This window comes from Pseudomonas sp. P4_C3, from assembly GCF_056402075.1.
This window is the reverse complement of the sequence record NZ_JBFUIC010000024.1, coordinates 21,521-37,709: the sequence shown is the minus strand read 5'-3', so window position 1 is coordinate 37,709 and position 16,189 is coordinate 21,521. Positions and strand designations below refer to the sequence as shown.

Annotated in this window: 11 protein-coding genes; 9 read left to right on the top strand and 2 right to left on the bottom strand. The window is 59.8% G+C overall.

Annotation, left to right across the window (positions count from 1 at the left end):
• Positions 1-44: 44 nt before the first annotated feature.
• Together AC1DVH_RS07255 and AC1DVH_RS07250 are read right to left on the bottom strand one after the other, a co-directional pair.
• Positions 45-1,439, bottom strand: coding sequence for a PhoH family protein (locus tag AC1DVH_RS07255; RefSeq protein WP_008050144.1), 1,395 nt, complete (start codon positions 1,437-1,439; stop codon positions 45-47).
• Between the two features lie 336 nt (positions 1,440-1,775).
• Positions 1,776-2,900 (bottom strand): polysaccharide deacetylase family protein, encoded by a 1,125-nt coding sequence (locus AC1DVH_RS07250; RefSeq protein ID WP_477753212.1) that lies wholly within the window; start codon positions 2,898-2,900, stop codon positions 1,776-1,778.
• Between the two features lie 267 nt (positions 2,901-3,167).
• On the opposite strand from AC1DVH_RS07250, the gene yaaA reads away from it, so the two are divergent.
• The 9 genes from yaaA to AC1DVH_RS07205 all read left to right on the top strand — a co-directional run bounded on the left by yaaA (position 3,168) and on the right by AC1DVH_RS07205 (position 16,172).
• Positions 3,168-3,947: a peroxide stress protein YaaA gene (gene yaaA, locus AC1DVH_RS07245; protein ID WP_477753211.1), complete on the top strand. Its 780-nt coding sequence runs from the start codon at positions 3,168-3,170 to the stop codon at positions 3,945-3,947.
• 825 nt (positions 3,948-4,772) lie between these two features.
• On the top strand, positions 4,773-6,089 hold the full coding sequence (locus AC1DVH_RS07240; RefSeq protein ID WP_223459840.1) for a nucleotide sugar dehydrogenase: 1,317 nt from the start codon (positions 4,773-4,775) through the stop codon (positions 6,087-6,089).
• A 200-nt stretch (positions 6,090-6,289) separates the two neighbouring features.
• Positions 6,290-7,771, top strand: coding sequence for a mannuronan synthase (gene alg8 / locus AC1DVH_RS07235; protein ID WP_046041957.1), 1,482 nt, complete (start codon positions 6,290-6,292; stop codon positions 7,769-7,771).
• A 36-nt stretch (positions 7,772-7,807) separates the two neighbouring features.
• The gene (locus tag AC1DVH_RS07230; protein ID WP_477753210.1) at positions 7,808-8,977 is read left to right on the top strand and encodes a PilZ domain-containing protein; all 1,170 of its coding nucleotides are present in this window, start codon (positions 7,808-7,810) and stop codon (positions 8,975-8,977) included.
• A 15-nt stretch (positions 8,978-8,992) separates the two neighbouring features.
• Positions 8,993-10,495: an alginate biosynthesis TPR repeat lipoprotein AlgK gene (gene algK, locus AC1DVH_RS07225; protein WP_477753209.1), complete on the top strand. Its 1,503-nt coding sequence runs from the start codon at positions 8,993-8,995 to the stop codon at positions 10,493-10,495.
• Entirely contained in the window at positions 10,492-11,979 is a 1,488-nt protein-coding gene (locus AC1DVH_RS07220) for an alginate export family protein (protein WP_477753208.1), read from the top strand. The genes algK and AC1DVH_RS07220 overlap by 4 nt, the downstream gene beginning before the upstream one ends.
• A gap of 26 nt (positions 11,980-12,005) precedes the next feature.
• Positions 12,006-13,580 (top strand): mannuronan 5-epimerase AlgG, encoded by a 1,575-nt coding sequence (gene algG, locus AC1DVH_RS07215; RefSeq protein ID WP_477753207.1) that lies wholly within the window; start codon positions 12,006-12,008, stop codon positions 13,578-13,580.
• A gap of 10 nt (positions 13,581-13,590) precedes the next feature.
• A complete protein-coding gene (locus tag AC1DVH_RS07210; RefSeq protein WP_477753206.1) occupies positions 13,591-15,039 on the top strand; it encodes an alginate O-acetyltransferase in 1,449 nt (482 codons plus the stop codon).
• Between the two features lie 8 nt (positions 15,040-15,047).
• Complete coding sequence (locus AC1DVH_RS07205; RefSeq protein WP_477753205.1) at positions 15,048-16,172, top strand: mannuronate-specific alginate lyase; 1,125 nt, start codon at positions 15,048-15,050, stop codon at positions 16,170-16,172.
• The last annotated feature ends 17 nt before the right edge of the window (positions 16,173-16,189 follow it).

The window sequence follows — 16,189 nt, the reverse complement described above, 5'->3', positions numbered from 1 at the left end:
AAAAAAACCGGGCGGCTGTAGGGCCGCCCGGTTCCGGTGGACCGTTACAAATGCGATTCGGCGTATTCGGCCAGGATCGAACGTGGCACCCCTTGCAGGGTGATGTGCACCCCGTTCGGGAAGTCCTTGAAGCGTTCAGTGAGGTAGGTCAGCCCGGAGCTGGTCGCGGACAGGTAAGGGGTATCGATCTGCGCCAGGTTGCCCAGGCACACCACTTTGGAACCGGCGCCGGCACGGGTGATGATGGTTTTCATCTGGTGCGGCGTGAGGTTCTGGCATTCGTCGATCAGGATCAGGCTCTGCTGGAAGCTGCGGCCCCGGATGTAGTTGAGGGATTTGAACTGCAACGGCACTTTGCTGAGGATGTAATCGACGCTGCCATGGGTGCTTTCATCATCCATGTGCAAGGCTTCGAGGTTGTCGGTGATGGCGCCCAGCCACGGCTCCATTTTTTCCGCTTCGGTGCCGGGCAGGAAGCCGATTTCCTGGTCCAGGCCCTGCACGCTGCGGGTGGCGATGATGCGGCGATAACGTTTGCTGACCATGGTCTGCTCGATCGCAGCGGCCAGCGCCAGGATGGTTTTACCTGAACCCGCGGCACCCGACAGGTTGACCAGGTGGATGTCCGGATCGAGCAAGGCGTACAACGCCAGGCTCTGATAGATATCACGCGGCTTGAGGCCCCAGGCCTCCTGGTGCAGCAGCGGTTCCTGGTGCAGGTCGAGGATCAGCAAGCGGTCCTCTTCGATCTCCTTGATCCAGCCGACAAAGCCCTGCTCATCAATGATGAATTCGTTGATGTGCACCGCCGGCAGGTTGTCGATCAACTGCACCTGATGCCAGGTGCGGCCGTGGTCCTGACGGGTTTCGACCTTGCTCACGCGGTCCCAGAAAGAGCCGGTCATGTTGTGGTAGCCGTTGGGCAGCAAGGACACGTCATCGACCAGTTGGTCGGTGCTGTAGTCCTCGGCCGCGATCCCGCAGGCGCGCGCCTTGAGGCGCATGTTGATGTCTTTGGTGACCAGTACCACGGGCTTCTTCGGGTCGCGCGCGTGAAGGTCGATAAGTTGATTGATGATTTTGTTGTCGTTCAAGTGCTCGGGCAGAATCAGGTTCGGCTCGGCATGCTTGCTCATCAGAATTGACAGCAAACCCTTGGGTCCGCTTTTGCCACGCTGGATCGGCACACCCTGCTCGACGTCCTCGGGAGAGGCATCGCCCAGGGTCTTGTCGATCAGGCGGATGGCCTGGCGGCATTCGGCGGCTACGCTGTGATGCCCGCTCTTGAGCTTGTCGAGCTCTTCRAGCACGGTCATCGGGATCGCGACGTGGTGTTCTTCGAAGTTAAGCAGCGCGTTTGGATCGTGAATCAATACGTTGGTATCGAGTACATAAAGGATTGGCTGGTTGGAAGAAGAGCTACGTCCGTGATCATCCATACTCGGTCACCTTTGTGGGAGCCAGTCGACGCAATACCTTGACAGTGCTGCGCCTCGAAGTGACTGCCGAGTACACCTGCGGGGACTCAAGTGTTCTGCATACATGCGGGGTCTTGGAAGACGCCACCTGTGTTGCAGGTTTCGGCGGTCTGTCTTCGTAATACTCCAAAACGTGTGACAGAAAAAAGTACTTTGACGCTTTTTTGAAGTTTATTTTGCAGATTGACCAATAACACTTGGCGGACTGCCATCACCCGTTTACAGTCGGAAGTCAACCTGCAGCGAATCCCCTTCCAAAATCGCCATAAACCCAATGTTTACGGGGTTTTGTCGTTTTCAGCGAAACGCATCCTGGCAATCTTCCCAGCCGATTCCGACAGGCGCCGTTTGCGTGACCAGCCACGGCAACGCCGTTTTCACCCCATCCTGCTTCACATTGAAATTGATCACCCCGTGCCGCCAGAGCAGCATCAGGGTCAGCACCCGTTGCGCACTCGGGTTGCCCTTGAGTTTGCCGGCGCCGTCCAGGGCATCGATGTCCCACAGCGCTACCTGCAGCCCCTGAGCCTTGAAGAAGCCTTCGGCATCGGAACGGCGCTGGCCATCGGGCGGACGGAACAGTGGCACGTAGTTCTCCGGCAGCTTGCTTTTGACCAGTTCGGCACTGCGGCGCACCGAGTCCTGCCAGTCCTGCCAGTGGCTGTGGGAACGGAACTCCCAGCCTTGTACGCCGATGCACTGGGTCGAGTAGGTCGCTTGCAGGTTACTCACCGAATGCTCGGCCAAACGGGCCTGGATGTCCTTGCCGAGGACGAAGAATGTCCCGCTCAGGTTCGACTTGCGCAGGTACTCGGTGACCCAGGCGGTGTTATCCGGCACGGCATTGGCAGCGCTGTCGAAAGTCAGCAGAAACAGCCGGTCATGCATCTCGTCGCCGCTGCGCTCATAGTCGCCGAAACGATCGACTTCGCTGCTGGTTTGCGGGAACAGCGCGGCCTTGCGCAACTGCTCGTCCAGGTACTGGGTGTGGAACACACGGCTCGGCTCGGCCCACTTGATGTAGTAGCTGTCTGCGCCGACCTGGAATTTGGCAGCCTGCTCGCGCAAGGTGGGCATGTCTTCGACCAGGAAACAGAAGGAGGCATCCTGGTCGCAACTCTGTTGAGCGAAGTTGTAGTTGGCCAGCAGCCGTTGCCACAGACGCTGGCGAACCCGGTTGACCGACTCCAGATTGATCGTGCGCAAGCCCAGGCGCTGGGCCAGGGCGGGTTCATCCAGCGACTCGCTGGCCAACAGGACACTGGAAAACATGAGGATTTCTGCCCTCGACGCCACGTCGAACAGCGTCGGGTTACCGAGCTTTTCCGGCCAGGTGCTGCGATCGAGCGTCGCCACATCGCTTGGTGCCGCGATGGCGCCGAAGCTCAGTAGCCAGATCGAGATGAGAAAAGCGATACGCAATGGGATGTCTCCATAACAAAACCCGCGCGGCACTATAGCTGATCCAGACTCGACTCCCGCAGCATCACTGAATCACTGTGGGAGCGAGCTTGCTCGCGATAGCGATCTGGCATTCAACAATGATGTCAGCTGACACACCGTCATCGCGAGCAAGCTCGCTCCCACAGGGTTTGATGCAAGCCACCGGCCATCACCTATGGACGCGATAGCTGGAGTCAACACCGACAACCCCCTAGAATCGCCGCCACGATTAAAGGAGACGACTTCATGCTGATGGTGATTTCACCCGCCAAGACCCTCGACTATGAAACACCGCCGGCGACCCAGCGCTTCACCCAGCCGCAGTACCTCGACCACTCCCAGGAGTTGATCCTGCAATTGCGTGAGCTGTCCCCGGCGCAGATCAGCGAGTTGATGCACGTCTCCGACAAGATTGGCGGGCTCAACGCCGCGCGCTTCGGCAGCTGGACCCCCGCGTTCACCCCGGAAAACGCCAAGCAAGCTCTATTGGCGTTCAAGGGCGACGTTTACACCGGCATGAATGCGCAAACCCTCAGCGAAGCCGATTTCGACTACGCCCAAAAACACTTGCGCATGCTCTCGGGTCTCTATGGCCTGCTGCGTCCGCTGGACCTGATGCAACCCTACCGCCTGGAAATGGGCACCAGGCTGGCCAACGCCCGGGGCAAGGATTTGTATGCCTTCTGGGGCACGCGCATCAGCGAATGGCTGAACGAAGCCCTGGTCGATCAAGGCGATGACGTGCTGCTCAACCTGGCGTCCAACGAGTACTTCTCGGCGGTCAAGCGCAACGCCTTGAACGCGCGCATCATCAATACCGAATTCAAGGACCTGAAGAACGGCCAGTACAAAATCATCAGCTTCTACGCGAAAAAGGCTCGCGGCTTGATGAGCCGCTTCGTCATCGAAGAACGCATCAACGACCCGGCCACCCTCAAGCAGTTCGACGTTCAAGGCTATCGCTACAGCACCGAACAATCCAAACCGGACAATCTGGTGTTTCTGCGCGATCACGCACCAGAGTGATGCACCCAGTCGGCGCACGACCTCCACAACTCTCGTGCGCCGACCCTTGACTCACTTCAACCTTCCCCGCCTTTTCGCCATATTTATGGCGCCAAAAATACATCGCCCAATTTTCTAACTTTAGTTTCACTCGACTTCGATCTTTTTTTTGCGTAGTGGCACTGACTTTTTTTAACAGTAGTGGCAAAAAAATATCCCGCCCAATGATCCGCCTATATATAAAGGGCGAAACGGCAAGTGCTATCAGTTTGAGAGCAGTGCCACCTTTCTCAATATTTCAAGAAATTTCAGATTTCACGATGAGCGGACTGGAACTATGTCCAAACGCGCCGCTCATACCACCGGTAACGATTCTCGCCGAGCGTGTACGAGATAACTTACGCAGATAAGCGATTCACGTAGCGAAGTTGAAACACTAACTTGCGCTGACTAATCACTGATTTGGACAACAGCAATCGGACAGGAGATAACGCGGTATGACTATCCCCTACAAGGCCACGGCAGCGCCCCTATAAACGTGCTCACCCGAGCACCCAACCGCTTGATCCACGGGCTTTCGGCCTGACATCAAGCGTGCAAGGCCGTTGCACCTGCATCCTTCCGACAGGAGGATCGGCTGCATAACAGGGCAAATCATAACAACAAGGCCTAGTTGCGCACACCTTGAGTGCATTTATTTAGACACTCGTAACTTATATGCCAGCACACGGCATTGCTGTGCCTGTAAGGCACACTTGCGAGTGCACTAAAACACGCTGAACACCATTAACTCCGGCCATCTAATGGCTTGATGTATACAGGCTTGATAACAGAGAGGTAATTGCGATGCGCATCAGCATTTTTGGTTTGGGTTACGTCGGCGCAGTATGTGCCGGTTGCCTGTCTGCACGGGGCCATGACGTCGTTGGCGTCGATGTGGCCAAAGACAAGATCGATATGATTAATGCCGGCAAATCGCCGATTGTTGAACCGGGCCTTGGTGAACTTCTGGCCCAGGGCATCCAGACCGGTCGCCTGCGTGGTACCACCAACTTCGCCGAGGCGATTCGCGACACCGACCTGTCGATGATCTGCGTGGGCACGCCGAGCAAAAAGAACGGTGATCTGGAACTGAACTACATCGAGGCAGTGTGCCGCGAAATCGGTTTTGTCCTGCGTGACAAGACCACCCGCCACACCATCGTCGTGCGCAGCACCGTGCTGCCGGGTACCGTGGCCAACGTGGTCATCCCGATTCTCGAAGACTGCTCCGGCAAGAAAGCCGGCGTTGATTTCGGCGTGGCCGTGAACCCTGAGTTCCTGCGCGAAAGCACCGCCATCGCCGACTACGACCAGCCGCCAATGACCGTCATCGGCGAATTCGACAAGGCTTCCGGCGACGTTCTGCAATCGCTGTACGAAGAGCTCGACGCACCGATCATCCGCAAGGACATCGCCGTCGCCGAGATGATCAAGTACACCTGCAACGTGTGGCACGCCACCAAGGTCACCTTCGCCAACGAAATCGGCAACATCGCCAAGGCGGTCGGCGTCGACGGTCGCGAAGTGATGGACGTGGTCTGCCAGGACAAGACCCTCAACCTGTCCCAGTACTACATGCGCCCAGGCTTCGCCTTCGGCGGCTCGTGCCTGCCAAAAGACGTGCGTGCCCTGACCTACCGCGCCGGTTCCCTGGACGTGGAAGCCCCGTTGCTCAACTCACTGATGCGCAGCAACGAATCCCAGGTGCAGAACGCTTTCGACATCGTTTCCAGCCACGACAAACGCAAAGTCGCCCTGCTGGGCTTGAGCTTCAAGGCCGGTACCGACGACCTGCGCGAAAGCCCGCTGGTCGACCTGGCGGAAATGCTGATCGGCAAGGGCTATGACCTGAGTATCTACGACAGCAACGTCGAATACGCCCGTGTTCACGGTGCGAACAAGGACTACATCGAGTCGAAGATCCCTCACGTCTCGTCCTTGCTCAACTCCGATTTCGACGCGGTGATCAACAACTCCGACGTGATCATCCTCGGCAACCGCGACGAGAAGTTCCGCGCTCTGGTGCAGGACGTTCCACACGGCAAGCAAGTGATCGACCTGGTCGGTTTCATGTCCAAGGCCACCAGCGTGACTGGCCGGACTGAAGGTATCTGCTGGTAACGCGGTATCTGTAGGAGCTGCCGCAGGCTGCGATCTTTTGGCGCCGRCGTGATTGCTGAAGATCAAAAGATCGCAGGCTTCGCCAGCTCCTACAGGGATTCTGGCGTCATCCAGAGCGGGTGCCGCCAGTTTTCACAGGCCTGCCTTAACCCCATCGGGCCACCCCAAAGGCTCGCCCGAGATCGAGACGGATGCAGATTATGCACAGGCTAAAACACGGCCTACTCCAGGCCGCCGGTTGGCTGTTCTACCTGAGTTTACTGATGGGCCTCGCCATGGCGTTGCCCGTGTCCACGTTCGACTCCGAGTCGAAGGACTTCATTTTCCTGATTGGCGCCGTGGGTATCTGGCGCTACTCGATGGGTGCCACGCACTTTGTGCGCGGCATGATTTTTCTGTACATCGTCTACCCGTACCTGCGGCGTAAAGTGCGCAAGCTGGGCAAAGCGGCTGACCCGTCCCACGTGTTCCTGATGGTCACCAGTTTCCGTATCGATGCCCTGACCACTGCGCAGGTCTACAGCTCGGTAATCCGCGAAGCCATTGACTGCGGCCTGCCGACCACCGTGGTCTGCTCCATCGTGGAAATGTCCGATGAGCTGCTGGTCAAAAGCCTGTGGAACCGGATGAATCCGCCGTCCCGGGTCAAGCTCGATTTCGTGCGCATTCCCGGCACCGGCAAACGCGATGGCCTGGCCTACGGCTTCCGCGCCATCTCCCGGCACCTGCCGGATGATCGCGCCGTGGTCGCGGTGATCGATGGCGACACCGTGCTGGCTGAAGGCGTGGTGCTCAAGACCGTGCCGTGGTTCCAGCTGTTCGGCAACGTCGGCGGCCTGACCACCAACGAGTTCTGCGAAGTGCGCGGCGGCTACATCATGAGCGAATGGCACAAACTGCGTTTCGCCCAGCGCCACATCAACATGTGCTCGATGGCCTTGTCCAAGCGCGTGCTGACCATGACCGGCCGCATGTCGGTGTTCCGCGCCACCGTGGTCACCAACCCGGACTTCATCGCCGACGTGGAAAGCGACTCGCTGCAACACTGGCGCCTGGGTCGCTTCAAGTTCCTTACCGGCGATGACAAGTCGAGCTGGTTCAGCCTGATGCGCCTGGGCTACGACACGTTCTACGTGCCCGACGCGGCGATCAACACCGTTGAACACCCGCCGGAAAAGAGCTTCATCAAGGCCAGCCGCAAACTGATGTTCCGCTGGTACGGCAACAACCTGCGGCAGAACTCCCGTGCCCTGGGCCTGGGGATCAAACGCCTCGGTGTGTTCACTTCGGTGGTGCTGTTCGACCAGCGCGTGTCGATGTGGACCTCGCTGCTGGGCCTGACCGTGGCGTTGATCGCCAGCTTCAAGTACGGCACCGCGTTCATCCTGGTGTACCTGCTGTGGATCGGCATTACCCGGTTCATCCTGACCTTGTTGCTGTCGTGCTCCGGACACCGGATCGGCCCGGCCTACCCGGCGATTCTCTATTACAACCAGATCGTCGGCGCGCTGGTGAAGATCTACGTGTTCTTCCGCCTCGACAAACAGTCCTGGACTCGCCAACCCACCTCTCTGACCCGTGATCTCGCCAGCTTTCAACGTTGGTTCAACACCTGGTCGTCTCGGACCATGACCTTCTCTGCCGGCAGCATTTTTGTCGCCGTGCTGCTGTTGATGGTCTGACCGAACTCGCCTGAATTAACTAGGAAAACGCCCCCTATGAATACCGCCGTCAACGCCAACGTAGTGCACGAATCCGAAGCCCAGCGCCAACACGCCCGAGTGAAAATCCCGGCCAAGTTGCGTTTCTTCGGCCCTGACCGGACGCCGGTCGAAGCCCGGGTGATCGACCTGTCCGCCGGTGGCCTGGCATTCAACGCCGGTCAATTGCCGCTGAAGATCGGTGACGTGTACAAGGCCCGCCTGCAATTCCTCATCGACAATCTCGGCCTGGCCATCGACGTCGAGTTGCAGGTCCGCTCCTTCGATCGCGAGACCGGACGCGCCGGCTGCCAGTTCCAGAACCTGGAACAACGGGACATCTCGACCCTGCGCCACCTGATCACTTCGCACCTGGCTGGCGACATTGTCAGCGTGGGTGAAATGCTGGCGACCCTGCAGCGCGACAACTTCACCAAGGCGCGCAAGATGAAGGACGGCGGCCACGGCATGTCCGCGCTCGGCCGCATGAAAGCCGTGACCTTCAGCCTGGGGATCTTCGTTGTCGGCCTGGCTGCATTCGGCTTTGTTTTCAAATCGGTGTACGGCATGTACTTCGTCAGCCACGCCCAGGCCGGTCTGGTCAGCGTGCCGGGCGTGAACATCACCATGCCCCGCGACGGCACCGTGCAGAGCCTGGTGAAAGCCGACGGCGTGGCCGCCAAGGGCGCACCACTGGCGACCTTTAGCACCAGCATGCTCGACGTGCTCAAGGGCCATCTGGACGAAGACCAACTGCAACCGGCCAAGGTTGCAGAACTGTTCGGCAAGCAGATGACCGGCACCCTGACCTCGCCTTGCGACTGCACCGTGGCCCAGCAAATGGTCGCCAACGGTCAGTACGCCAGCAAGGGCGACGTGATCTTCCAACTGGTGCCGCGCAACAGCGAAGCCAATGTTGAAGCGCGCTTCTCCTATCGCCAGTTCGGCGACGTGCGCCCGGGTACTTCGGTGCGCTTCCAGATCGCCGGCGAGGACAAGAGCCGCACCGGCAAGATCGTCAGCAGCACCAGCCTGAAAAGCGCCGATCTGTCTTCGGACATCCGCGTGCTGATCCAGCCGGACGAAACCCTGGACAGCTCCCTCGCCGGCCGCCCGGTGGAAGTCAATAGCGACCGTGGCCCGAACCTGAACTGGCTGATCGACAAAGCCATGGCTGTCGGTCTTTAAGTCGAGGACATGCCTGTGACTACTCCAACCCTCAACACGCCGCCGACCCTGTGGGAGCGAGCTTGCTCGCGATGCGGCTGGCTCGGTGCATCAGACAGACCGCGTCGATCCCATCGCGAGCAAGCTCGCTCCCACATGGGATTTGCGTTCTGTTCGCTAGCCCTGGCGGTCAGCCTCAGCGGTTGCGCCGGCCTGCCCGACCAGCGCCTGGCCAACGAAGCACTCAAACGTGGCGATACCGCCACCGCCGCGCAGAACTACCGGCAACTGGCAGACCTGGGCTACAGCGAAGCGCAGGTCGGCCTGGCCGATATCCAGGTCGACAGTCGCGACCCGGCGCAGATGAAACAGGCCGAGGCGACTTACCGCGCCGCGGCCAGCGTTTCGCCGCGCGCCCAGGCACGCCTCGGTCGTCTGCTGGTGGCCAAGCCAGGTTCCACCGAAGCGGAACAACACGAAGCCGAAACCCTGTTGAAAAAAGCCGCCGCCGCGGGTGAAGGCAACACGTTGATCCCGTTGGCGATGCTGTACCTGCAATACCCGCACAGCTTTCCCAACGTGAATGCCCAACAGCAGATCAGCCAATGGCGTGCCGAGAACAAACCGGAAGCCGGTCTGGCGCAGGTGCTGCTCTATCGCACCCAGGGCACCTACGACCAGCATCTGGATGACGTGGAAAAAATCTGCAAGGCCGCACTCAACACCAGCGACATCTGCTACGTCGAGCTGGCCACGGTCTATCAGAAACAGGCCAAGCCCGAGCAACAGGCCGAGCTGATCAAGCAGATGCAAGCGGCGCATGCCCGCGGCAGCGTTTCGGCGCAGCGCGTCGACAGCGTTGCCCGTGTGCTCGCCGATGCGTCCCTGGGCAAGACCGACGAGAAAACCGCACAGTCGCTGCTCGAACCGATCGCACCGGCCTACCCGGCGTCGTGGGTCAGCCTCGCGCAACTGCTCTACGACTTCCCCGAACTGGGCGACGTCGACCAGATGATGAAGTACCTGGACAACGGCCGCGCCGCCGACCAGCCCCGCGCCGAACTGTTGCTGGGCAAGCTCTACTTCGAAGGCAAACTGGTGCCGGCTGACGCCAAGGTCGCCGAAGAGCATTTCCAGAAAGCCGTCGGCCGCGAAGTCGCTGCCGATTACTACCTCGGTCAGATCTATCGCCGTGGCTACCTGGGCAAGGTCTATCCGCAGAAAGCCCTCGACCACCTGTTGACCGCTGCGCGCAACGGCCAGAACAGCGCCGACTTTGCCATCGCCCAACTGTTTTCCCAGGGCAAGGGCACCAAGCCTGATCCGCTGAACGCCTACGTCTTCAGCCAACTGGCCCTGGCCCAGAACACTCCGCAAGCCACCGAGCTTGCGCAAACAATCCAAACGCAATTGCCGCCCGACCGGTTGGCCGAAGCCCAACGCCTGTTGAAACAAGAACAGGCCGTGCGCGGTGCCCTGAGCCCGAACACGCCGGAACTGCACACCCTGCAAGAAGAAGTCAGCGAGGAATCCCAATGAAGTTGAATCCATTCATGAAGGCCGGCATCGGCCTGACATTCGCGCTGATCTGGTCTTGCCCGACGCTCGCTGCGATGACTGAGACCAAGAACTTTGGCCTCGAGGTGAAGGTTACCGGCCAATCCGAAGACGACAGTGACCTCGGTACCAAGAGCGGTGGCGACGTCAACGGCGTCGGCCTTGACTTGCGTCCATGGATCTATGGCGAAAGCGGCGCGTGGAGCGCCTATGCCATGGGGCAAGCCGTGACTGCCACCGACATCATCGAGACGGACACCTTGCAAGGGACCGCCAGCGATGGCACCACGCCCACCGACAACGGTGATCGCAAGACCAAGAAAAACTACCTGGCCATGCGCGAGTTCTGGGTCGGCTACAGCGGACTCACTCCGTATCCGGGCGAGCAGTTGAAGCTCGGTCGCCAACGCCTGCACAACGCCGACGGCCAATGGCGCGACACCAACATCGAAGCCCTGAACTGGACGTTCGACACAACCCTGTTGCGCGCCAACGTCGGGATCGCCGAACGTTTCAGCGAGTACCGCACCGACCTCACGGAACTCGCCCCGAAAGACAAGGATCGCCTGCACGCCTACGCCGATGCGTCGTATCAGTGGACACCGGGCAACTGGGTCGGCATTCGCGGTCATCACACCCACGACAACGGCAAGCTCGACTTCCCGGAGCCAGGTGTGCCGGCGGATTCGCTGGACAAGAAACAGAACGGCGACATCAGCTGGCTCGGCCTCACCGCCGACAGCGACGCCTACAACTGGCGCAACACCAACACAGTCAATTACTGGGGCAGCATCACCGGCATGAGCGGCGACCGCGACATCGTCAACCCGCTGAACGCTGATGGCACCGCTCCGGCACAAGCCAAATCCAGCGGCAACGTTAATGGCTGGGCCACGGACCTGGGTGTGCGTCTGCGCCTCGATCCGCAATGGCAAGTCGGTGCCGCCTATGCCCGCGCCAGCGCCGAGTACGAACAGAACGGCTTGGAAAGCAACCGCTCGAACTACACCGGTACGCGCTCGCGGGTTCACCGTTTCGGCGAAGCCTTCCGTGGCGAAATGCAAAACATGCAGACCGCGACTTTGTTCGGTTCGTGGATGCTCAACGACGAATACGACGCCAGCCTGATCTACCACAAATTCTGGCGCGTCGACGGCAACAAACCGGTCGGCAGCAATGGCATCAACGCCGTCGAAAACAACACCGACGATGCCACCGGCGCAATTCTTTCCACCACGTCCCTGCCGCTGAACGATGGCGAGAAAGACCTCGGTCAGGAGATGGACCTGGTGGTCACCAAGTACTTCAAGCAAGGCCTGTTGCCGGCGGCGTTGAGCCAGTCGATCGACGAGCCTTCGGCCCTGGTGCGCTTCCGTGGTGGCGTGTTCAAGCCAGGCGATGCGTACGGCAAGGAAGTCGATTCGTACATGCACCGCGCGTTCATCGACGTGATCTGGCGCTTCTGATGCACATTGCGAAGGGAGTCTCCCAGATGAATCATCCAGCCCGAAAAGGCTCGATCAGCCTGTTGGCCGGCGCGATGCTGCTGGCCAGCGCGACTGCCTTCGCCAATGTGGAACCGGCGAAGCCGGTAACCACGGCCAAGGAACTGCAACAGGCCAAGACCTACACCGTCAGCAGCGCACCGACCGCGCCGCTGGAACTGGCCACGCCGAAACTGCCGGACGTTTCCGGCTACACAGCCGAAGCCATCGCCGCGAAGATCGTGCGCAGCAAACCGGGCAAGATCAGCCTGCGCCGGATGATGCAGGAAGACGCCCTGAAGGACTTCATCGGTGGCGACAACAAGATGGCCGAGTGGGTGGTGCGTCAGCACGGCATCCCCCAGGCGATCTTCGTCGACGATGGCTACATGAACCTCAAGGACCTGGCGAAAAAGGTCCCCAAGCAGTACTTCAGCGAAACCTCGCCAGGTGTGTTCCTCTCCCGCTTGCCGATCGTGGTCGGTCGTCACGGCATCCTGGAAATCGACAAGYAGACCCAGGAACTGCGCCTGTCCCAGGAGGCTGGTGCGTTCCTGGTCAACGACGGCCAACTGTTCGTTCGCGATACCAGAATCACTGGCTGGCGCGAGAAGGACAACGGCCCGGCGACGTTCAACTCGCCGAAGGAATTCCGTCCGTTCCTGCTGTCCTGGGGTGGCACCGAGACCTACATCGCCAACAGCAAGATCGCCAGCTTCGGCTACGCCAACAGTAAGTCCTACGGCGTAAGTATTTCCCAGTACACGCCGAACATGGCCAAGGTGCTCAAGCGTCCTGAGCCGACCGGCTGGATCGTCGGCTCCGAATTCTCGGACATGTGGTACGGCTTCTATTGCTATGAAACCCGCGACTTCGTGGTCAAGGGCAACACCTACAAAGACAACATCGTCTACGGCATTGACCCGCACGACCGTTCCCACGGTCTGATCATTGCCGACAACACGGTGTACGGAACGAAGAAGAAGCACGGGATCATTATTTCCCGTGAGGTCAACGACAGCTTCATCTTCAACAACCGCAGCTACGACAACCACCTCTCGGGGCTGGTGATCGACCGTAACAGCGTGAACAACCTGATTGCCCACAACGAGATCTACCAGAACCACACCGACGGCATCACCCTCTACGAGAGTGCCGATAACCTGTTGTGGGGCAACCGCGTGCTGAGCAACAAGCGCCACGGCATCCGCATTCGTAACAGCGTGAACATTCRCCTGTACGAAAACGTCGCCATGGCCAACGGTCTGACCGGCGTCTACGGGCACATCAAGGACCTGAGCAACACCGACCGTGACATCAAGCTCGACCCGTTCGACGCCCAGGTGTCGCTGATCGTGGTCGGTGGTGAACTGGCGGCCAACGGCAGCGGCCCGCTGTCCATCGACTCGCCGCTGAGTGTCGAGCTGTATCGCGTGTCGATGCTCGCACCGACCAAATCCAGCGGCATCAGCTTCACCGGCATCCTTGGCGATCGTCAGGATGAAATTCTCGACCTGCTGGTACGCCAGCAGAAAGCCGTGCTGATCGACCCTGTCGAACGCCAGACCGAAATGCGGGACTGAGGATAATCTTATGCACCCACACTTGATCAAATTACTCAGCCTGTCGGCCCTGACCGCCGGCATTCTCGCGGCCAGCGGTGGTGTTCGCGCCGATGAGGTCAAAGCACCCAGCTTCACTGCGGAACCGTGCTGCAGCCTGTGCCCGGCCGCCCACGATGCGAAGAACTACACCACCCGTTACCAGCAGAACTTCACCACGCTGGTACAGGCCCAGGGTGACTGGTTGTTCCGTACGCAAGAAGACTTGCGCACCGAATTCGACACCACGCCCGCCGGCTACAAACGCATGAAACAACTGCACGATGCGTTCAAGAGCAAAGGCGTTGAACTGGTTGTCGTGTACCAGCCGACTCGTGGCCTGGTGAACCGCAACAAGCTCAACCCGGCTGAGAAGGCCAGCTTCGACTTCGACAAGGCGCTGAGAAACTACAAGTCCATGCTCGGTCGTTTTGCGCAGATGGGCTACGTGGTCCCGGACCTGTCGCCGCTGACCAACGAGTCGTTGCCCGACACCCTGCCCGCCCACGATTTCTACTTCCGTGGCGACCAGCACTGGACCCCGTACGGCGCCCAGCGCACGGCGAAAATCGTCGCCGAGAAGGTCAAGCAGCTGCCTGAATTCGCCGACATTCCCAAGCGCGAATTCGAGACCAAAAAGTCAGGTCGCATGGGCAAGACCGGAACCTTGCACAACATGGCCGGTCAACTCTGTGGCACCAGCTACGCGATCCAGTACATGGATCAGTTCACCACCGAACCGAAGGGCGAAGCGGGCGATGGCGATCTGTTCGGCGATTCCGGCAACCCGCAGATCACCCTCGTGGGTACCTCCCACAGCGGCAAGAACTACAACTTCGCCGGTTTCCTCGAAGAGGCCATCGGCGCCGACATTCTCAACGTGGCGTTCCCCGGCGGTGGCCTGGAAGGTTCGATGCTGCAGTACCTGGGCAGCGACGAATTCCAGAAGAACCCGCCGAAGATTCTCATCTGGGAATTCTCGCCGCTGTACCGCCTCGACCAGGAAACCATCTACCGCCAGATGATGGCGCTGCTGGACAACGGTTGCGAAGGCAAGGATGCACAGATGTCCGGTAGCGCCACGCTCAAGCCGGGCAAAAACGAATTGATGGTCAACAGCAAGAACATGGACCTGCGCAACGGTAGCCACCAGGTCGACATCCGTTTCGCCGACACCTCGGTGAAAACCCTGCAAGCCACCCTCTGGTACATGAACGGCCGCCACGAGGACATCAAGATCGACAAACCGGAAACCTCCGAGACTGACGGGCGTTTCGCTTTCGAGTTGCGCACGGACGAAGACTGGGCCTCGCAGAACCTGCTGGCCGTTGAAGTCCAGGGCCCCGAAGCCGGAGCCGCGCCTCAGAAAGTCGAAGCGAAAATCTGCAAACGCAACGTGTTCCCGGGCGCCGAACAGCGTACTGCTTCGGTCGGGCAATGAGGTCTGCTATGCGCTATCCGAAATTTTCAACTCTGTTGGCACCGACGCTCTTGAGCCTGGCGATGTTCGCCGGGGCCACACAAGCGGCTGCGCCACTGCGTCCGCCCCAGGGCTATTTTGCGCCTGTGGATAAATTCAAGACGGGCGACAAGAGCGAAGGCTGCGATGCGATGCCGACGCCGTACACCGGCTCGTTGCAATTTCGCAGCAAGTACGAAGGTTCGGACAAGTCCCGCGCGACCCTGAACGTGCAGTCGGAAAAAGCCTTCCGCGAAAGTACTGCCGACATCACCAAGATCGAGCGCGGCACCAGCAAGCGCGTGATGCAGTTCATGCGTGACGGTCGTCCGGAACAGCTGGAATGCACACTGAGCTGGCTGACGGCCTGGGCCCAGGCTGACGCGCTGATGTCCAAGGACTTCAACCACACCGGCAAGTCGATGCGCAAATGGGCCTTGGGCAGCATGGCTTCGGCGTATATCCGCCTGAAGTTTTCCGACTCCCACCCACTGGCCACCCATCAACAGCAAGCGCAGTTGATCGAAGCCTGGTTCAGCAAGATGGCCGACCAGGTGGTCAGCGACTGGGACAACCTGCCGCTCGACCAGACCAACAACCACTCGTACTGGGCCGCCTGGTCGGTGATGGCCACTTCCGTCGCCACCAACCGCCGCGACCTGTTCGACTGGGCGGTTAAGGAATACAAGGTCGGCGCCAGCCAGGTCGACGCCGACGGCTACCTGCCCAACGAACTCAAGCGCCAGCAACGGGCGCTGGCCTACCACAACTACGCCCTGCCGCCGCTGGCGATGATCGCCAGTTTCGCCCAGGTCAACGGTGTGGATCTGCGCCAGGAAAACAACGGCGCGCTCAAACGCCTGGGTGACCGGGTGTTGTCCGGGGTGAAAGACCCGGACCAGTTCGAGAAAAAGAACGGCAAGGAACAGGACATGACCGACCTGAAGGAGGACATGAAATTCGCCTGGCTCGAACCGTTCTGCTCGCTCTACACCTGCTCGCCGGAGGTGCTGGCGAAGAAGCACAAGATGCAACCGTTCAAGACCTTCCGCCTCGGCGGTGACCTGACCAAGGTCTACGACCCGGCAAACGAGAAAGGCAGCAAGGGTTCTTGAATACAGACACAAAACCT